This is a genomic window from Streptomyces sp. NPDC111507 (genome assembly GCF_055638955.1).
In genome coordinates this window covers 320,046-338,006 of the sequence record NZ_JBVKBU010000008.1, presented here as the reverse complement: position 1 = coordinate 338,006, position 17,961 = coordinate 320,046, and the positions used below count along the sequence as shown (strand labels likewise).

Here is a 17,961-nt window from a genome sequence, read left to right as displayed (position 1 = left end):
CTCTCCTCCTGCGTCATTTCCGCCGGTGTCGGCTTCTGCCTCGGTGCCATGCCACGCTCATCATGAGCGCCGTACTGGTGTCCGAGACCGCGTCAGCCAACGGGTTCCACTCTCTGATGCGCTCCGTCGGCACCACTTCCTCCAGTACTGCGGCCGGCCTGATCCTCGCCCACATGACCATCAGCTCGGCGGGATGCGCGCGCCGTCCGAGAACGGCCTGCGGGTGGCCCCAGCGCTCGGCGTCGGTGCCGCCGCGGTCGTCCTCGTCATCGCGACCTTCATCCCCGGACGCCGGCCGGCCATCGCGGAGCCTGGCCAGTCCCTCGTCAAGACGACGACTGCCACGCCCGCCGCCGACGGCGGGTGACCCACCATTGGCCACGGAGACGGGCGGGCTCATCTGGACGGACGGGCTCATCTGAAGGGGACCCTCGCGGTACCGCGGAGGCCTGGGAATTCGGCTCCGTGGTGCTCCGGTTTCGAGCGCCCGCACTCGCCGCCCTGTCAGGGCAGCAGCGGCGTGAGCCGGTGTACGTGGTCGCGAAGCAGAGCGACCAGATCGCCATGAGACTGCCCGATGCGCTCGGAAGGGCCGCGCGGAGCAGGCGTCCGTCCCGACCTGACAGGGCTCGTCCTGGTGGTCAGGGCGATGTCGCTCATGGTGCTGTGGACCACTGCCAAGCTGCTCCTGGTCGCGCGGCGGCTCTGCGGCGACAGGGCGAGGGGCGACCGCGGCACCCGGACGCGGGTCAACTGCGGCAGGGCGTCGGATGAACGGCGTCCGCTGGCGGCCACGGCCACGGCCTCGGCCTCCGGGCGCGAGGCGCGCGTGATGGCTCGGTCGGACGTCTGTGAACGCGATGACTCGGTCGGACCTCTGCGCATACGTCACGGTGACGCGTGTCGCGGCAGCGCGGCTCGGCCGGGGCTCACTTCTGCTCGATGTGGGGTGGGATCGTGTCGAGGGGCCCGGCTCCCAGCGGCACGTCCTCCTGACGGGTGAGCAGCCCGGAGATGGCTACCTCCAGTGACTGACGGACCACATCTGCGAAATCGACGTGCATGGCGACGACGACCGGGTCCTCGGGGTACGCCGCCACCAGCTCCTGTGACGGCTGGAGGTACGGCCAGCTCGCTCCTGCCGCGAGCGAGGTGAAGCCCGTCAGCCGGAAGGCGTCCTCCTTGCCGAGCTCCGGCAGGTGACGCCGGGCCAGCTGGGCCAGGGACTGGTAGCTGCGCAGGAGGGCGTATTTGTGCTCGCGGGCGACCTCGGCGGACACGTTGCGTTCCAGCACCGCGGCCTGCGCGCTGATCAGATCGCACAGCACCGGCCGCTCGGCCAGGGACTCGGCCAGAATCCGGGCGAGCCGGTCCCCGCGCTCTCGTGGTGTGCCTTGGACGGGCTCGGGCCATCGCTCCAGTTCGGCGAGCCAGTCCTGGAGTTCGACGTCCAGGAGCTGGAGCAGGATCGCCTCGCGCGACTCGAAGTAGCGCAGCACATTGGCCTTGGCCAGGCCGACGCGGCGGCTCAGCTCGTTCAGGCTCAGCTTCGCGACGGGCATCTCCGTCAGCATCGCGGCCGTGGTGTCCAGGATGTGCCGCCGCCTCTGGCTTCGTTGCTCGTCGGTACGGGCGCGTTGGAAGTTCACTTTCACATCGTACATACCGGTGGTCTTTTGCTAAGTGACCGGCGGTCCGTTATGGTGATGAAGGCAAGATACCGGTAGTACTTAATTAAGGGGTTCGTCATGTACCAGGTTCCTGACCAGGGAGGAAAGCTCGCCGTCGTGACCGGCGCGAACAGCGGCACCGGCAAGGAAGCCGCCAAGCGCCTGGCTGGAGCCGGTGCTCGCGTGGTGATCGCGGTACGCACGCCGGCCAAGGGCGAGCAGGCCCGCGCCGAGATGCTGGCCGCGCACCCCTCGGCCCAGGTGGAAGTACGGCGCATCGACCTGGCCGACCTCTCCTCGGTCCGTGACTTCGCCGACGGCCTGATCGCCGAGGGCAGACCGCTGGACCTGCTGCTGAACAACGCCGGAGTGATGTTCCCGCCGGTCCGTCACGAAACGGTCGACGGGTTCGAGCTTCAGATGGGCAGCAATTACCTCGGCCCGTTCGCCCTGACCGTCCGGCTGCTGCCGCTCCTGCTGGCCGCACCGGCGCCGCGGGTGGCGACGATGAGCAGCGGAATGGCAGCCAGGGGTCGCATCAACTTCGACGACATGCAAGGGGAGCGCGCGTACAGCCCGACCGGCGCCTACGCCCAGTCCAAGCTCGCCGACCTGCTGATGAGCCGGCACCTGGCCCGGCTCGCCACCGAGCGAGGATGGTCGCTGCTGTCCACTGGTGCGCACCCGGGTGCCGCAGCGACGAACATCGCCGCCTCCGGCCCCCACCTCGGCGGCCGTCCGAGCCTGCTGTTCCGCATCGCATCGAAGGTCGTGCCCCATCAGGACGCGGCAGGCGGCGCCCAGCCGCTGCTGTACGCGGCCACCAGCCCGGATGCGGCGCAGGGCGGCTACTACGGCCCTCGCTGGTCGATGGTCGGCCCCGCGGGACCGGCGCGTCCGACACGGAAGGGACTCGACCGTGACGTGGCGGCACGTCTGTGGTCCGAATCCGAACACCTCACTGGCGTCTCCCTCCCCGCCCACATCTGACCCGCGGCACCACACGCTCAGCGACGGAACAACCAGCTGAACTCGAACAGCGAGCGCAGCCCTTCACCAACCGTTGCCTGCAGCCCGCAGGCAAGTAACCCCGCAGGCAAGTAACCCCGCAGGCAAGTAACAAGGAACCGACATGCACAAGTTCGAGCACTTCTTCATCGACGGCCAGTGGCAGGATCCGGCCAGTGACCGGACCGTCGAGGTGGTTTCTCCCTCCACCCGGAAGCAGGTCGGCCGGGCGCCGCTGGGCGTGGAGGCCGACATCGACACAGCTGTCGCCGCCGCGCGCCGCGCGTTCGACGACGGCCCATGGTCGCGTATGACGCCCGCCGAGCGTGGCGTGATCCTGCGCCGGCTGGCGGAGGGGCTGATGGCGTCCGGCGAGAAGATCGCCGACGTGATGACCGATGAGGTCGGCACCACCCGCGCGAACAACCTGTGGATCGGCCAGGCCGGTGCCGGTCTGCTCCACTACTACGCCGAGATGGCCGAGAAGGACGGCGTGGAGGAAGTACGCAACGGTCTGAACGGCACCCCGTTCACGGTGCGTCATGAGCCGGTGGGTGTCGTCGCCGCGATCGTGCCGTGGAACAGTCCGCTGTTCCTGCTGATGGCCAAGATCGCCCCGGCGCTGGCCGCCGGCTGCACCATCGTCGCCAAGGCACCCGAGGAAACCCCGCTGGAGTTCTACCTCCTGGCTCTGGCGGCGAAGGAGGCCGACGTCCCGGCCGGTGTGCTCAACATCGTCACCGCCGACCGCGACGTCAGTGAGTACCTGGTGCGCCATGCCGGCATCGACAAGGTGTCGTTCACCGGCAGCACGGCCGCCGGCCGCAGGATAGCCTCGATCTGCGGCAACGACATCAGGCGCGCCAGCCTGGAACTGGGCGGCAAGTCCGCCGCGATCGTGCTCGACGACGCCAGTCCGGACACCGTGGTCCAGTACGCCCTGGCCGGTGGCATCGTGCCCAACAACGGCCAGGCCTGCATGGCGCTCACCCGCATCCTGCTGCCGCGCGCCCGCTACGACGAGTTCGCCGCCGCCATCACCGCCGCCGTCAAGTCGCTGAAGGTCGGTGACCCGTGGGCCGAGGACACTCGGATCGGCCCGCTGATCTCGGAAAGGCAGCGTGACCGCGTCGAGGGCTACATCGAGGCCGGCCTGGCCGAGGGCGCGCACATCACGACCGGCGGCGGCCGGCCCGAAGGGCTGGAGAACGGCTGGTATGTGGAGCCGACCGTCTTCACCGGCGTCGACAACAGCATGAAGATCGCACAGGAGGAGATCTTCGGCCCGGTCCTGGTGCTGATCGCGCACGACGGCGACGACGACGCGATCCGCCTCGCCAACGACTCGATCTACGGCCTGGGCGGAGCGGTCTTCACCGAAGACCCGGCACGTGGCTTCGAGGTCGCCCGGGCGGTCCGTACCGGCTCGTTCGGTCTGAACAGCTACGGACCGGACTTCGGCGCGCCGGGTGGTGGCTTCAAGGCATCGGGCATCGGCCGCGAGATGGGCGCAGAGGGCTTCGGTGTCTACCGCGAGACCAAGACCATCTACGGGGTCGATCCGGCACGCGCCTGAGGTCCGGGATCCGGGGCGTCGGCGTGGAGCCGCGCGGAAGCCGCCTCTCGGCCCGGGTACCGCGCCCTCCGCGCCCGACGGCACCCATCCGGACCTTGCCTACCGAACAGCAGTGGCCGACGCTCCATCGACTGAGCCGACGCAGCAAGCCCACCATCGACGCCGACACGATCGACCTCCCGTACTCCCCGGCAAGGGCATCCGAGATGACCACCAGCACCGCGCACCCCTCAGCACGGCGAGATGGTTTCTGCAGGCCCTCGCGGGCGCCGAACGACCGCCCGCTGTTCCTGTGCCAGTGGCCGCGCTCACCGGCCCGCATGGGGCCATCGCCCCCAGCTCACCGCACCTGGCCCAGGCGGTCTGCGTGCCGGTGCCCGAACGCGGTCGGCCCGTCGTGGTGGGACTGGGTTCCGGCACCGGTCCGTTCACGGCGAAGATCCGGCGCAGGCTCTGCGGCCCCCTGCCTCCCACGACGCGACCGGCTTCGGCAAGGAGAATACGACGCGTCATGCCATTGATCCGGAGCTTGTCCCCGTCGTGGAGATGCTTCCGACCCTTTCGTACGACGATGTCGAGGCGACACGGAGGACAGCCACCGAGCACGGCGCGATGACCGGCCGCCCCGAGACGCCCGTCCCGGTGGACGTACGGGATGCGACCGTGCCGGGGCCCGGTAGCGCGCCGGAGGTGGCGGTGCGGATCTAGACCCCCGCCGAGCAACTGAGCGCTGCACCGTCGGTACCGACCGTGGCGCCGGGCCACGGTCCGGGGTATCCGCTCCACAGCACGCCCTGGAGTTGATCGCGTTCCCGAGCGGGAAGCGGCTCGCTGCCGAGGATGGCTTCAGCCACATGCTCAAGACGGTCGTCCGAGCACTCTTGCAGGCCGGCCGACAGACGCTGGTGCTTTGTATGGCTGTCCTGGGAGGGCGAAGCCGCTCGCACAGCGCAGGCAAGTCCTGGTGGCGGTGCCTCGCGTACAGGTCGACGAGAGGCAATCGTTGGTTGATGCGGCAGTAGTTCGCCACCAGGACACGGGGGATGTAACGGCACATGGACGAACGGCGGCGGTGCACGCCGACGAGAGGACCCGTCACTGGTCCGAATCAAGGTTGATCTCATCCGCGACTAGGAGCTGTCCGGCCGATCATTGGTCGGTGAGCACGGTCGGTGGTGGTTGTCTGCGCGGTCCCATAACCTGCGCCCATGATCACCGAGGAGTACCTCTCGACGATTGACGCGTTGGTTGTGCAGCCGTTCCCGGAGGTGACCTATGTCGATGCCTCCGGAGGCGGTGGACCAGAGCATCATGTGCGCGAACTGCAGGTCAGTCGGGACTTCTGGGATGACGACGACGGGCAGGCCTGGGTTGAGGCCGAAGCTGACCTGCAGGCCTGCCTCGACGACCTGGCAGCACGCCTGACGGCTCGGTGGGGCAATGCGTTCGTCGTGGACCTCGGACCGTATCTGAGTGCCGGTTGCGAGGGAGTGCCGGTGCCCGAGCCGTTCGACTACCTCAGCCAACAGGTCGTGAGCATGCAGGTGTGGCCGCTCCCCGACAGCGGCCGTTGGCTCGCGCTGGCGATCGGGCAGGCCGACAAGGAGCTGCCACTCATCCTGTTTGCCACGGTCGGCCAGGGTTCCGCGTTCGACTTGAGCATGAGTGGCCGGTCATGAGCGGAGCCATACGATGACAGCTGCAACTGAGACAGTGCCGAGGAACACGTAGCCGCGCTTGTCATACCGCGTAGCCACCGCACGGAAGTTCTTCAGCCTGTTCACGGCTCGTTCGACGGTGTTGCGCTTCTTGTACCGCTCCTCATCGAACCCAGGTGGCCGTCCGCCTCGTGATCCTTTGCGCAGGCGGGCCGCCCGGCTGTCGGCCTTCTCCGGGATCGTGTGCCGGATGCCGCGCCGCCGCAGGTATTGACGGCAAGGGCCATTGCTGTAGCCCTTGTCTGCTGCGACGCTGTCCGGCTTCTTGCGTGGCCTGCCCGAACAGGGCCGGGGAACCCGGATCTTCTCCAGCACCTGCACGAACTGGGTGCAGTCGGCCCGCTGCCCCGGTGTGACGATCAAGGACAACGGACGGCAGCGGCCGTCCGCGCTCAGGTGGATCTTGCTGGTGAAGCCACCGCGCGAACGCCCCAGGCCCTCGCCTCCTGCACCACCTCCACCAGCCGGTCGACGAGACTTTGCCACGGAGTTTCGTCCTGGTGTTCCAGCGGCTCGCCCCCCTTTGGGACGGCGAGGGCCAGCGGCGGGTCGGTGCGGGCGCCGGCCGCGTGCTGGTGCGCGCGCACGATGGTGGAATCCACCGAGACATCCCAGTCGATCGCGCCCACCGCATCGGCCTCAGCCTGGACCTGCTGCAGCAGCCGTTCCCAGGTGCCGTCCGCAGACCAGAGCCGATGGCGCTCGTAGACCGTTTTCCACGGCCCGAACCGCTCCGGCAGATCGCGCCAGTGCACCCCGGTCCGCACCCGGTGCAAAATCCCGTCGATCACCTGCCGGTGGTCGCGCCACCGCCCGCACCGACCATTGCTGACGGGCAGGAACGGCCGTAACCGTTCCCACTCCGCGTCCGACAGATCACCGCGTCCACCCCGCCCCATGCACGGGACAACGATCCGACCAGGCGACAGTCACATGATCGGCTGGACAGCTCCTAACCGGATGGGGGGTGTTCCTGGCGATCCTGCACGCCAAGGCTGAAAGCGCCGGACGGGAAGTGGTCGCCGTTTCCCCCGCAACACTTCCTGGCGGTATGCCCCGAATGCGGGTACACCGCCGGGGAGAACCGGCCCACACAGGAGAAGTTCCACCGCGTTTCGTGTGGCCACAGCGCACACGCGGACACGGTGGGAGCCCTGAATGTTCTACGTGCCGGGCTGGTCCGTCGTGAAGCTCAACCCGCTCAGCGAGAAGCCACCTCGATTGTCGGCTTGAGGAGTCACTGTCTCCCTGGAACGCGTCCGCGGCCCGCAACCGGCACGTCGCGCATCCTCGCGCCCGGGTCGTAGGCCCTGCGGAGGCCGAGTGTCACCGAACACCCTGTCGCGGAAGGCTCTTTGAGCGCGCATCCGCCTGGTCCAGGTCCGTGAGGAGCCTTTCCATGTCGGTCATGAGCGAGCCGTAGACGTGCCACGCACCGGGCTTGGTGAGGGTGCCCCCACCGATCAGGCTGGTCATGGTGTTGTGCCAGGCCGATGCCCCGTCCATCGCTCGCCGTAGACGTTTACGGCGTATCGCGTCGGGTGAACCGGCCGGGCCGGTCCGCTGGACGAACTCTTGGACGGCCGCTCCCGCCAACTGCAGCGTCTCGGCATAGCGGTCGAGGAACTGGTGGCCCAGGTGGTGATCGGTGTGGTGGTCGTGGGCATTGTCGGCAAGAGTCCGTGCGATGCCGCGTACCTGCAGGGAGACGCCACACAGTGCCCCGAATGCCTCGCTCGAGGGCACTTCCCTGCGGCGGGCATGGGCGACGCAGCGGGTGTTCCAATGCAGGCTTTCGTGGGCCTGGCGCACCTGCTCCTCCGCCTGGGCGAGGCGCTCGTCCAGGCTGCGTGCGCGGTGAAGCCAGCCGTGAGCCCTGGAGGCGAGCTGCCGGCCTTCCAGGCCGGCCCCCATGTCGCGCAGCAGTGACCCCATGGCGTCGGCGAGTTCGCGTACGGCGGAGTCGGACTCGTCGAGATACAGCGGAGGCAGCAGCAGAGCGTTCACGGCAATGCCCACAACCGCTCCAGTGAGGGTCTGCAGGATGGGGGCCACGACACCGCCCAGGGGATCGGTCGCCGTGGCGGCCAGCGCGATGACCGCGGTCGAGGCGATCTGCAGCCGGTCATCGGCGGTGCGGCGGGGGCCCGCCAGCGCCGCGAGGAGGGCGATGACCGCCGCGGCGCCTGCGGTCGGCCCCAGCAGCCGAGTGGCCCCGAGCGCGAGGGCCAGGCCCGCGATCCGTGCGGCTACGTTGTGCACCGCCTTCGTCACGGACTGGTGCACGGTGGACGCGTTGACCATCAGCAGAGCCGTGGCCACTGCCAGGAACGGGCGCCCCGCCGCAGCCCACGGCGCCGCGGCACCCCACGCGAGCAGGGCCGCGATCAGCGTCTTGGCCCCGTGCACCGCATGGCCGGGGCGCCGGGCGGACCGGCGTAGGACGGGCCCTGCCAGGCGTGACACCCTCGCGGGAAGCAGTCGCGGCAGAGTGGTTGAAAGTTGCACGATATCGAGGGTGGCACGTTCTCCCGTCATGAGCCTCGTGATGTCCGCCACGGCCGCGTCGCCAGCGTGAAGGGCGGGTGCGATCCGGACCCGGTGGGTGCCGCCCTCCGTCCTGGAATGGGTCGTCGAGGTGACGTTCCCCACGGTAGTGGTTTATTGTTCAACTACTTGTCTCGTGCATAGCCTTCATCCCGCCGTCACCACGGCAGGATCCACAGCTCGTCGTCCCACGACGACGCGCTGCACAGGAAGGCATGATGATGACCAAGCTCATTCGGCGTACGGCGACCATGGGTGTCTCCGCTGTCCTCGCGGGAGCCGCCCTCCTGGCCGCCGGCGGCTCCGCCGTCGCGGCCCCCGACCGCCTCGACGCACGCACTCCGGCTCACGCCGCCGTAGTCGTGGATGCCAAGGCCCACACCGCCCACCACCACCACGGCGCCACCCGTCCCGACCCCTGGATCGCAGGCCAGCTGACGATGATCGACCCCTGGATCTCCGATCAGCTGGCACTGTTTGCGGCTCGCGCTTGAGAGCGTCCCGCGCGAGGCAGCGGCGCACGGTAGAGGCCGACAAGAAGGCAACGATGCCGCGCATGACGGCCTCGCGGGACAGTTCGGGAGGAGTCCAGCGGGACAACGGCGTGCCGGTCTCGGCGGGCAGTTGACAGGCTAGGGCCTCGACCTGGGCGGCCTGTGGCGGGGTCAAGGAGGGCGGGCGTCCGGTGTGCTTGCGGTCAGTCAGGCCGGGCATGCCCGGCTCGGCGAAGCGGCTCCGCCACGTTCGCACGGTGTCCACGTGCACGCCGACCCGCTCGGCGATCCGCGCGTTCGGCGGCCCGCGGGCCGCGTACAGCAGGCTCTGCGCGCGCTCCCGAGGCCGGTGCTCGGTCTTGTAGCCCCAGGCTGCCTTCTTCGACCGGTGCCGCTCGGTGGCGGTCGGGGATGTCGGGCGTGGGGCGGCAACGGGCACGGCAGGCAAACCGACTTCCAGAGCCGGTCAGCCTCGCAGGTCGGACAAGTCCTCATCACTGAGGCGGAGGATGGTTCGCCGCGAGGTTCTCCTCCAGGTGATCGAGAGAACCGGTGTCCGGAATCGACAGCACCGACGACGAGGTCGCCGGCAGCGAGGCGAGCTGCACCTGCATGGCGGTCACGCCCAGGCGAGCTGTGACCTTGCCGAGCTGTCCAGCGTCCAGCGGACTGACGCCACCGCCGAGCGGGAAGTACGGCACGCACGCGATGCCCCATTCCTCACATTCCGTCAGCAGCCCCATGTCACCGGTGTACCGGTTCTGCACCGCCGCGACAGGCGCGATCTCCCGGGCCTCGGCGAACTGTACGGCGTCGACGTTACTGACGCCCAGGTGCTGGATCAGCCCCTCCGCGCGGAGCTTGGCAGCTGATCAGGCGTCACCTGCCCACTCGGCACACCGTCTGGTGTGGGGAGCGGCCCAACCTTCGTCGCGATCACCAGATCGTCACGGTACGGGGACAGCGCCCTACGGATCAGCTCGTTGGCCCGCACCGCATCCCTGCGGTAGAAGCCAGCCGTGTCGATGTGGTTCACGCCCAGTTCCACGGAGCGCCGAAGCACCGTGATGCCGTTCTCAGGGGCTCGCGGCGGGTCGTCAAAGGTGCCTGCCGCCAGACTTGAAGTATGCGGAACGAGCAGGTGTTCTCCGTCCGAGGGGACACAAGTTGATCGTGCGTGCCGGCCATCTCTTCGAGTCCCCGCAGACCGAGTTCCTCTGCGCCGCCCGAGACCTCAAGACCTCCTCGCAGCCACAGGCCAGGGCTTCGATCCGCACCCGGATCCGCGCCGCGCGCTCCCCGGACTTCATCCCCCGCAAGCTGCTCAGCCCGGTCGCGCTCGCCGACGAGGAGGCCCGCGCGCATCTCCGGCTGGTGCAGAACCAGGGGGCTCTCGTCCGGATCAGCGGCTCGCGGCTGCCGCGCGAGACCATCATCATCGACCGGCGGGTGATGATCCTCGTCGGCGCAGAGACCCCCACCGGCCGCGACTACACCGTGACGACGTCGCAGATCCTGGTCGACGGCGTCCACTCGTTGTTCCAGGCGATCTGGGACACCGCCGTCGATCCCGACGCCTATCTGCGAAAGAACATCCCCCACCTCGATGCTGACGGCCGCGTGATCCTCGAAGCCCTCGCTTCGGGACTCACCGACGAATCGGCGGCCAAACAGCTCGGTCTTTCGCTACGCACCTACCGGCGGCGCGTGGCCGAGCTGATGGTCAAGCTGGAGGCCAACTCCCGCTTCCAGGCCGGGCTGCGTTCGGGCGAGCTGGGACCACACCGCTGAGAGCGCAGTAGTCGCATCCCTTGAGCGGTCTGCGCATCACTGGTCTGCACACGCGAGCGAGATTGTGTGGGTTCTCACGGTGTCGGGGTAGTGGCCGGTCGCGCAGGCCAAGACATCCTCGGGGGATCGAGGAAGTCGTCGATGGGCAGGAAGCCGTCTGCGTGCTTGTCGGATCTGGTCAGACAAGGGCGTGGCAGTGTCAGGTGATGGCCGAGTCGCCGTTGTCGATGGGCTCTTGCAGTAGCCTGCCCGCCGCCCGGTGAACCTTCGCCAGGGTGTTCAAGAGGGATTCGAGTTCGGTCTCGCTGAGATCCGCGGTGACCTTCTCCTCGATCAACTGCCGTTCCGCCTCGACCGGTTTCTGCAGCGCACGCCCCGCGTCGGTGAGCCAGAGCCGGACGAGGCGGTTGTCCCTGTTGTCACGGCGACGGGTGAGCAGCCCGGCCGTGGTCATCCGGTCGGCCATCTTGACGACGGTGGGCGTCGTGACGTTCAGGGCGGCGGCGACTTCTCCGGGCGTGCTGCCGTCCCGCTCCCACAGCGCGGCGAGCAGGTAGTTCTGTCCGACGTGCAGTCCATGGCGTCGCATGGCCGCGTCGGCCAGAGCCCGGAGCGACTTCGACGTTCTGCCGTGCAGGTCCAGGAACTCTGACATCGCGGCCTTTCGGTGGTGTGCGGGAGCGGCTGTCCGAGCCGTGAGCAAGTCAATTGACGGCTAATCATTTACTGGCTAACGTTCCTTCGGATTCGCTAGACGGCAAACGACTTTGGGGAGCCACGATGATACTGGTCACCGGAGCCACCGGGAACATCGGCCGGGAACTCACCCGCGAACTCGACGCGAAAGGCGCGAAGTTACGTCTCCTCGTCCGCGATCCCGCCCGCGCCGCCGGACTGCCCGAGCGTGCCGAGCGCGCCGTCGGCGACCTGGGGGAACCCACGACACTGACTCCCGCCTTCGCCGGCGTCGACACACTCTTCCTGCTCACGCAGGGCATCGGTACCGACTACACCGCCGCAGCCATCGCCGCCGCCGAGGCCGCCGGGGTGCACCACATCGTGCATCTGTCCTCTTTCCATGTCGTCCTCGACCCGATACCTGCCATGGGACGCTGGCACCACGAACGCGAGAAGATCATCCGCGCCAGCGGCATACCTGCCACGTTCCTGCGGCCCGGCGGCTTCATGACCAACGCCCTCGACTGGCTGCCCACGATCCGCGAGGGAAACTACGTCCTCGACCCGGTCGGCCCGGGCCGCTACGCGCCGATCGACCCCGCGGACATCGCCGCGGTCGCCGCCCTCGCCCTGACCGAGGCCGGCCACCAGGGCAAGGAGTACGTCCTCACCGGCGACGAGATGTTCACCGTTACCGAGCAGGTCCGGATCATCTCCGAGACGACCGGCCGCGACATCGAGGTCCGGGAAACAGTCACACCGGCCGAGGCCGTTCGGTTCCGCTTCCCCAACGGGGCACCCCGGGCACTCGCCGACGCCGTCACGGAGGGCTTCACCCTCATGCGTGCCGACACCGTCGGGTTCCGCACGGACACCGTGGAGCGGCTGCTCGGACGCAGGCCGCGGACCTTCGCGGACTGGTGCGCGCGCAACGCGGAGGCGTTCCGACGGCCCGAAACCGCCTGAGCCGGCGGACGACCACGTCCTCTTTCGCTTCCGCTGATCGGTCTGCCCGCCATGCCGGCCTACGCCGCCCGCCCGATTGGGCTGACCGCCTCCGAACGCGGGCGGGGGGCGTCGAGGCGAAGCGGGCGGCCCGCATGGCGTGCCGCCCGCTGTTCGGCAGATCAGGGCTGTACGGGCATGCTCCAGCAGTTGGAGGTGGTCGCCTTGCCCGCGAGCCGGTCGGTCAGCCAGTTGACGGCGTCGCCCTGGTCGGTGAGCAGCGGGGCGAAGTGGTTGAGCAGCGCGCTGCCGACATTGGGCAGTATGACGGGCTTGTACGTGACGTCGGCTCCCTTGCGGCACCAGTCGACGGCGAGTTGGCGTGCCTGGGCGTGCGGGACGAGGTTGTCGCTGGTGCCCGTCACCAGGCGGACGGGCCCGGACGGTTTGAGCGTGCCGATGCGCTGGCTGTCCAGGAAGGCCTGCAGCGCGGGTGTGGCGGCGATGATGTCGCTGATGGACTGTCCGTCGGTCGTCCACTTGGTGCTCTTCGCGTAGCCGTAGCCGAAGAGCGCGTCCCCCACACACATGGTCGACAGGTCGGCGAGGGCGGCCTTGCCCGCGGCGTTCAGATGCGCCTCGGCGATGGGCTTCAGGGACGGGTCGGACTGGAGGAAGCCGTTGAGCGACCAGCCCAGCGCGCCGGCCAGCTCGCTGCCGTCGATGGCTTTGGTGACCGAGGTCAGATCGGCGGGCGGCGCGCCCGCGTAGGTCCCGGCGAGTGTGACGTCGGGGGCGTAGGAGGACTGGAGTTCGGCCGCGGCGGCGGTCGCTCCACCGCCCTGGCTGTAGCCGAACAGCCCCACGGGGGACGCGTCGGTGACGGAGGCTCCGCCGACCGAGCGGGCGGCGCGGACGGCGTCGAGTACCGCGTGCCCCTCGTCGACGCGATTGACGTAGGTGTGCAGCCGGTCGGTCGCGCCGAGCCCGACGTAGTCGGTGACGACCACCGCGGCGCCTTTGGTGAGCAGGCGGTAGATCGCCAGATCCTCGTAACCGACGGACACCGTTTGGCCGTTGAGCGCCAGCGGGTGCTCCAGGCCCATGGACGCGGCGCACTGGTCGCCCTGTCCCATGGTGCCGGGTGCCACCGCGACCAGGGGGCGCGGTCCGTCGCCCTTCCAGGCGGCAGTCGGTTCGATGTAGGCACCGGTGACGGCCACCGGCTGACCGCCTGAGTCGGTGGACTTGTACATCAGGCGGGTCGCGCGGCCGGGAAGCGGCCCGTCGAGGCCGGGCAGGCTGAGGGCGAGCGGAAGGGGCTCGGTGCGGATGAGGGAGCCGTTGGCTGCGGGCAGGGTGGCGGGTGGGTTGTAGAACGTGGGGATGGTGACGCCCCGGGACACGATCTCGTCCGCTGCCGTGGCGGCGGTGTCCGAGACGGCCTGGGCGCCGAGGCAGGCGGCAGCGGTGACTGCTGCGGCCAGGAGCCGTTTGCGTGGGGGCATGGCGAACCTCCTGTGAAGCGGCTGGCAGAAGAGGTGCACAGGTGAATGCGGCACGGGAGCACAGCCGTCCCACGGGCCGGCTCAGGCCGCTCTGAAGTGGTTCGCCAGAACCTTACCTGCGAGTAAGTTACTCGTGGCAGCACCACGTAGGTTACGGTTCGGTAATTTGGCTGATCGCCTAGTCGGGGGTGTGTGGTGGTCGTGGTCCGCGCGTGCGGACGTCCCTGAGCTGGGCACGCTGCTCGCGTCGATGATGAGCGGTGCGCCACCGCAACCGGGAAGGCGGACCGACTACTCCACGTTCACGCCGATCAACGACGTGCTGTTCGATGTCATGCCGACTGGAGGAGCCGGCGCCGACTGCCGGACGCCGCGATTGGGGGAAGCGGAAACCCCGAAGGGCTCAGGGGTCACTGAGGTGGTGGTCGTTCTGGTGTAACGCGACCGGTAAGGCCACCCAGGTCCGATCTGGATCTGGCGGGTCTTCAGCGACCTGCGCTTTCCATCAGTGTCAGCCAAGCCTCGGAAACTCCTGCAAAAGCTGCCGGCGGCCAATAGGGATGGATCACGTCTTCAGATGAGGCATCTCGGTGGCGAGTCATGGAAGAAGCCCGGCTTGCGTGGCGAGTACGACACCAGGAGGCTCTTGGTCTGCTTTTGGTCCACGGCCTTCCTTGCTTCCGAACTGCGGAAATGGGCAGCATCGCCCCCTGTGAAACCGAGTTGGTCCGCGTCTGGTCCGGATCTTGGTGTGCGGTGCGAAGGGGGACGTGGCACTCCACGGCACGGATTGTCGAAAGTGACTCTTGGCTTCCATGTGGTCCAGGGCGGGCCGTTTGCCCGGGTGGGCGCGGTGAGGAACCTTCGACGGGTTGGCCTCCCGCGGGGGGTTTCTGCGTTCGGGGGCGGCCTGGTGCGCGGTGTTCGGTGCGGTCTTGTCGCGCTCCCGTACCAGGCCGTTTTCTTCGGATCATGTCGCTGTCGAGATGAAGATGGCGGCGATGTGGAGTCCGGCGAGGAGGATGGTTGCGCTGCATTTAGACCTCGCGGCCGAAGACCTCGCGGCCGGCCATCGGATCTGCCACGGCGTTTGCATGCGGCGATCCGATTGGCCGGTTGCGGCACCACTGCACGGATGTCCCGCCTGCTGAGGCGAGTTCGCATGGCTCGCGAGGAGTATGCCTGATGGAAAGTGGAGGTCGGCAAGAATTGGCCTTCAGGGCGCGAGCTGGCCTGCTGCTGTCGGCTATGTCTGGGCGTTCGTCTCCCTTACCCGCTCGCCTGGCGCCAGAGCTCACCATGACCGTCGCCGAGAGGGCGGCGATCGCCATGTCGTCGCGCAGAGGAGCCACTTCAGCCGCTGTAGGGGAATGAAGTTCCACTGCCTCCGGAATGGTCACAGCTACGACGGAGTCAGCGCCTTCCCGCAACCGTCCCCCGAACTTGCTGCGGCAACGGCTTGACGCTTGACCGGGTGGGATGTCTTGTCGGCCAGGACCGCAGCCGACGTCGTGCGGGGTGGTCGATCTGCCTGGGCATCCGCAAACGGGCCATGACCTGTGTATGCGGGGGCGTCTTCGGCCTGTTGGGAAGGCGAGCGGGCGGCAACGGCCGTCGGCCACCAAGTGGATCTTCGTGGTCAGTCCGCCGCGGGAGCGTCCGAGGGCGTGGTCATGCGGCTCGCCGGCCGGGGCCCGTTCGGGCGGGCTCCGGCGACGTGCCGGTGAGCGCGCACGATCGTGGAGTCGACGGCGACGACCCGGTCGAGGTCGTCCTCGGCGCCTGCCTGCGCGAGCGGAGCGGTGAAGATCCGTTCCCGCGTGCCGTCGATCGCTCACACCCGCAACCACCGCCCCGTGCTCATCGACAAGATTCCGCCGAACTTGCCCTGAGTGCAGCCCAGTCGACGGTGCCGGGACGCCTCGGGGTTGCCGGTGCCGGCAGCCCGGAGAACTCCGTCATCACAGGTCACAAGGCACGACTTCGTTGTCAAGGCACTCGCAGGTGATCACCCGTCCGAGGATCAACCTCCAAATCTTGAGCACAAATTCCACACACCCCTCTCTTCAGGAGGGGTCGGATGGTCTAGATTGACCTTGCTTCGCATGCTGGGACACGAGGCGACAAATGATGATCTATAGGTCCGGCGTTACGGACGGCCAGCAACGGCGTCTCCGGCGCCGGACGTGGGGGTGATCAATTCTTGTGGCCCGAGAGGGGCTTTGGGTGCGGGGAGCACCCGAGGTTTCGACGGGTTCCCGCGCACCTCGAGAGTCCGGCAGGATATGCGAGCTTGGTGCCGCCAGGGCGGGTTGTTCAAGTAGCCCTGTAGCAGCCGGGATGTCATGCACGGGCCAGGGGCTTCCTCTGGGGAGGAACAGCGCGGCGCGGGGGGCGGGGGCCTCCCGAGGGGAGGAAGCGTGCGGGAGGCGGGGGCCTCCCAGGGGAGGAACCGTGTGGGGCGAACACGTCGTACCACTGGGAACCGGGGGGGTTCTGTGCGGCAGGGGGGAGTAGTCGACCCTTTTTCGTCGGCGCGCCGGCGTCTGGCGAATGAGGCGATCAGCCAGCCCGCGAGCGATTGGGAGCAGCGGTACCGCCGTACCGTGATCACCAGCGACACCGTGGTCACCGCCTGTGTGGTGGCGGCGATCGGCGAGTTCTTCGGGGCCCGGGACGCGGCCAACTGGCATGAGAAGTGGGGAATTCTCGCGTTCGGCACCGAGCTGCTGGTGCTGGGAGCGCTTGCGGTGAGCCGGTCGTGGGCTCCGGCGGTGCTCGGCCAGGGTGCCGAGGAATTCCGCCGGCTCGGACGCTCACTGTTCACGGCGACCGTCGTACTCGCGCTCGGCGGGATCGCCCTCACCTCGCGCAACATCAAGCTCTGGATATTCGTCGCGATCCCCGCGATCGCGCTCGTCACCATGACCGCGCGGTATCTGCTCCGCCTCTCGCTGCACAAACAGCGGAAGGAAGGGCAGTGTCTGAGACCGGTGCTCGCCGCCGGGAGCCCGGACACCGTGCGCGACCTGATCACCCGAACCCGTAAGTTCCCGCACCTCGGGTGGCGCGTGGACGGAGTGTGCACGACGGACGGGATCGACGGTGACGAACTGGACGGAGTGCCGGTCGTCGGCCGGCTGACCGACGTCGCCAAGTACGTCGAGCACGACGGCTACCGGGTCGTCGCGGTCACGCCGGACGCGTACTGGACACCGGACCGGCTGCAGCGGCTGGCCTGGAACCTCGAAGGCAGCGACGCCGAGATGGTCGTGGCCCCCGTGCTGATGGAGGTGGCCGGCCCGCGGCTGCACGTCGACGCGGTGCTCGGGATCCCGCTGCTGCGGGTCAGCATGCCGACCTTCACCGGGGGCCGCCGGGCGATAAAGGGAGTCGTCGACCGGATGGGCGCAGCGATCCTGCTGATGCTGTTCGCGCCGCTGATGGTTTTCGTCGGACTGCTCGTGGTGATCGATAGCCGGGGCGGGGCGTTCTACCGCCAGCGCAGGGTCGGCAAGGACGGCTGCGAGTTCACCATCCTCAAGTTCCGCACCATGGTCGTCGGGGCCGACCGGGCACGTGCCGAACTGGCCGACCGCAACGAGGGTGCGGGGCTGCTGTTCAAGCTCCGCCGGGATCCGCGGGTGACCCGGGTGGGAACAGTGCTGCGCCGGTACTCGCTCGACGAACTCCCGCAGCTTTTCAACGTACTCACCGGATCGATGTCGCTCGTCGGTCCGCGGCCTCCGCTGCCGGAGGAGTCCGCCGCGTACGGCCCGGACATCCGGCGGCGGCTGCTGGTCAAGCCCGGACTCACCGGCCTGTGGCAGATCAGCGGACGCAGCGACCTGCCGTGGGAGGAAGCGGTCCGCCTCGACCTGCGGTACGTGGAGGACTGGTCGCTCGCCCTGGACACAGTGATCTTGTGGAAGACGCTGCGTGCGGTGCTCCACGGGCAGGGGGCCTACTGATGCGCGGGGGTCGTCCGACCGAAGCACGGACCGCAGGCCACAAGGGCCTGCCTGG

16 protein-coding genes and 2 pseudogenes are annotated in these 17,961 nt (G+C 68.6%); 9 read left to right on the top strand and 9 right to left on the bottom strand.

Annotated elements, in window-relative coordinates; genetic code table 11:
* Positions 1-193: 193 nt before the first annotated feature.
* On the top strand, positions 194-367 hold the full coding sequence (locus ACZ7M2_RS30920) for a hypothetical protein (RefSeq protein WP_471598091.1): 174 nt from the start codon (positions 194-196) through the stop codon (positions 365-367).
* 562 nt (positions 368-929) lie between these two features.
* Here the strand turns inward: ACZ7M2_RS30920 and ACZ7M2_RS30915 are convergent.
* Positions 930-1,649, bottom strand: coding sequence for a TetR/AcrR family transcriptional regulator (locus tag ACZ7M2_RS30915; RefSeq protein WP_471598090.1), 720 nt, complete (start codon positions 1,647-1,649; stop codon positions 930-932).
* A 99-nt stretch (positions 1,650-1,748) separates the two neighbouring features.
* On the opposite strand from ACZ7M2_RS30915, the gene ACZ7M2_RS30910 reads away from it, so the two are divergent.
* The 4 genes from ACZ7M2_RS30910 to ACZ7M2_RS30895 all read left to right on the top strand — a co-directional run bounded on the left by ACZ7M2_RS30910 (position 1,749) and on the right by ACZ7M2_RS30895 (position 5,933).
* Complete coding sequence (locus ACZ7M2_RS30910) at positions 1,749-2,660, top strand: SDR family oxidoreductase (protein ID WP_471598089.1); 912 nt, start codon at positions 1,749-1,751, stop codon at positions 2,658-2,660.
* Positions 2,661-2,802: 142 nt separating this feature from the next.
* The gene (locus tag ACZ7M2_RS30905) at positions 2,803-4,254 is read left to right on the top strand and encodes an aldehyde dehydrogenase (RefSeq protein WP_471598088.1); all 1,452 of its coding nucleotides are present in this window, start codon (positions 2,803-2,805) and stop codon (positions 4,252-4,254) included.
* Positions 4,255-4,800: 546 nt separating this feature from the next.
* The gene (locus ACZ7M2_RS30900) at positions 4,801-4,962 is read left to right on the top strand and encodes a hypothetical protein (RefSeq protein ID WP_471598087.1); all 162 of its coding nucleotides are present in this window, start codon (positions 4,801-4,803) and stop codon (positions 4,960-4,962) included.
* Positions 4,963-5,462: 500 nt separating this feature from the next.
* Positions 5,463-5,933: a hypothetical protein gene (locus tag ACZ7M2_RS30895; RefSeq protein WP_471598086.1), complete on the top strand. Its 471-nt coding sequence runs from the start codon at positions 5,463-5,465 to the stop codon at positions 5,931-5,933.
* On the opposite strand, the gene ACZ7M2_RS30890 is transcribed toward ACZ7M2_RS30895, so the two are convergent.
* Both ACZ7M2_RS30890 and ACZ7M2_RS30885 read right to left on the bottom strand, forming a co-directional pair.
* Positions 5,928-6,871 (bottom strand): IS5 family transposase gene (locus ACZ7M2_RS30890; RefSeq protein ID WP_471598085.1). Its coding sequence is split into 2 segments (ribosomal slippage): positions 5,928-6,475 and positions 6,475-6,871, totalling 945 coding nucleotides; the frame shifts between segments, so codons are not numbered across the junction. The genes ACZ7M2_RS30895 and ACZ7M2_RS30890 overlap by 6 nt on opposite strands.
* A 427-nt stretch (positions 6,872-7,298) precedes the next feature.
* Complete coding sequence (locus tag ACZ7M2_RS30885; protein ID WP_471598084.1) at positions 7,299-8,480, bottom strand: aromatic acid exporter family protein; 1,182 nt, start codon at positions 8,478-8,480, stop codon at positions 7,299-7,301.
* A gap of 260 nt (positions 8,481-8,740) precedes the next feature.
* Here ACZ7M2_RS30885 and ACZ7M2_RS30880 point away from each other — a divergent pair, with 260 nt between their 5' ends.
* Entirely contained in the window at positions 8,741-9,013 is a 273-nt protein-coding gene (locus ACZ7M2_RS30880; RefSeq protein ID WP_471598172.1) for a hypothetical protein, read from the top strand.
* 25 nt (positions 9,014-9,038) lie between these two features.
* Here ACZ7M2_RS30880 and ACZ7M2_RS30875 read toward each other — a convergent pair.
* The 3 genes and pseudogenes from ACZ7M2_RS30875 to ACZ7M2_RS30865 all read right to left on the bottom strand — a co-directional run.
* A pseudogene (locus ACZ7M2_RS30875) lies at positions 9,039-9,452 on the bottom strand (helix-turn-helix domain-containing protein); the annotation flags it as partial.
* A gap of 55 nt (positions 9,453-9,507) precedes the next feature.
* Complete coding sequence (locus ACZ7M2_RS30870; RefSeq protein ID WP_471598165.1) at positions 9,508-9,846, bottom strand: aldo/keto reductase; 339 nt, start codon at positions 9,844-9,846, stop codon at positions 9,508-9,510.
* An 8-nt stretch (positions 9,847-9,854) separates the two neighbouring features.
* Positions 9,855-10,049: an aldo/keto reductase gene (locus ACZ7M2_RS30865; protein WP_471598083.1), complete on the bottom strand. Its 195-nt coding sequence runs from the start codon at positions 10,047-10,049 to the stop codon at positions 9,855-9,857.
* 131 nt (positions 10,050-10,180) lie between these two features.
* On the opposite strand from ACZ7M2_RS30865, the gene ACZ7M2_RS30860 reads away from it, so the two are divergent.
* Entirely contained in the window at positions 10,181-10,804 is a 624-nt protein-coding gene (locus ACZ7M2_RS30860) for a helix-turn-helix transcriptional regulator (RefSeq protein WP_471598082.1), read from the top strand.
* A 199-nt stretch (positions 10,805-11,003) separates the two neighbouring features.
* Here the strand turns inward: ACZ7M2_RS30860 and ACZ7M2_RS30855 are convergent, their stop codons facing one another.
* Complete coding sequence (locus ACZ7M2_RS30855; protein ID WP_471598081.1) at positions 11,004-11,459, bottom strand: MarR family winged helix-turn-helix transcriptional regulator; 456 nt, start codon at positions 11,457-11,459, stop codon at positions 11,004-11,006.
* A 125-nt stretch (positions 11,460-11,584) separates the two neighbouring features.
* Between ACZ7M2_RS30855 and ACZ7M2_RS30850 the strand changes: the two genes are divergently transcribed.
* The gene (locus tag ACZ7M2_RS30850) at positions 11,585-12,448 is read left to right on the top strand and encodes an NAD(P)H-binding protein (protein ID WP_471598080.1); all 864 of its coding nucleotides are present in this window, start codon (positions 11,585-11,587) and stop codon (positions 12,446-12,448) included.
* A 161-nt stretch (positions 12,449-12,609) separates the two neighbouring features.
* Here ACZ7M2_RS30850 and ACZ7M2_RS30845 read toward each other — a convergent pair whose 3' ends face one another.
* A complete protein-coding gene (locus ACZ7M2_RS30845; protein ID WP_471598079.1) occupies positions 12,610-13,935 on the bottom strand; it encodes a lipase family protein in 1,326 nt (441 codons plus the stop codon).
* 1,592 nt (positions 13,936-15,527) lie between these two features.
* A pseudogene (locus ACZ7M2_RS30840) lies at positions 15,528-15,602 on the bottom strand (IS5/IS1182 family transposase); the annotation flags it as partial.
* Positions 15,603-16,433: 831 nt separating this feature from the next.
* Here ACZ7M2_RS30840 and ACZ7M2_RS30835 point away from each other — a divergent pair.
* Positions 16,434-17,906 carry a sugar transferase gene (locus tag ACZ7M2_RS30835; protein ID WP_471598078.1) on the top strand — a complete coding sequence of 491 codons (1,473 nt, stop codon included), beginning with the start codon at positions 16,434-16,436 and terminating at the stop codon, positions 17,904-17,906.
* Positions 17,907-17,961 lie beyond the last annotated feature (55 nt).

What these genes read in the sequence shown, in the direction of transcription:
- ACZ7M2_RS30920 (WP_471598091.1), top strand. Translation starts at nt 194, where the DNA reads ATGCGCGCGCCGTCCGAGAACGGCCTGCGGGTGGCCCCAGCGCTCGGC.
- ACZ7M2_RS30910 (WP_471598089.1), top strand. Translation starts at nt 1,749, where the DNA reads ATGTACCAGGTTCCTGACCAGGGAGGAAAGCTCGCCGTCGTGACCGGC.
- ACZ7M2_RS30905 (WP_471598088.1), top strand. Translation starts at nt 2,803, where the DNA reads ATGCACAAGTTCGAGCACTTCTTCATCGACGGCCAGTGGCAGGATCCG.
- ACZ7M2_RS30900 (WP_471598087.1), top strand. Translation starts at nt 4,801, where the DNA reads ATGCTTCCGACCCTTTCGTACGACGATGTCGAGGCGACACGGAGGACA.
- ACZ7M2_RS30895 (WP_471598086.1), top strand. Translation starts at nt 5,463, where the DNA reads ATGATCACCGAGGAGTACCTCTCGACGATTGACGCGTTGGTTGTGCAG.
- ACZ7M2_RS30880 (WP_471598172.1), top strand. Translation starts at nt 8,741, where the DNA reads ATGACCAAGCTCATTCGGCGTACGGCGACCATGGGTGTCTCCGCTGTC.
- ACZ7M2_RS30855 (WP_471598081.1), bottom strand. Translation starts at nt 11,459, where the DNA reads ATGTCAGAGTTCCTGGACCTGCACGGCAGAACGTCGAAGTCGCTCCGG.
- ACZ7M2_RS30850 (WP_471598080.1), top strand. Translation starts at nt 11,585, where the DNA reads ATGATACTGGTCACCGGAGCCACCGGGAACATCGGCCGGGAACTCACC.
- ACZ7M2_RS30845 (WP_471598079.1), bottom strand. Translation starts at nt 13,935, where the DNA reads ATGCCCCCACGCAAACGGCTCCTGGCCGCAGCAGTCACCGCTGCCGCC.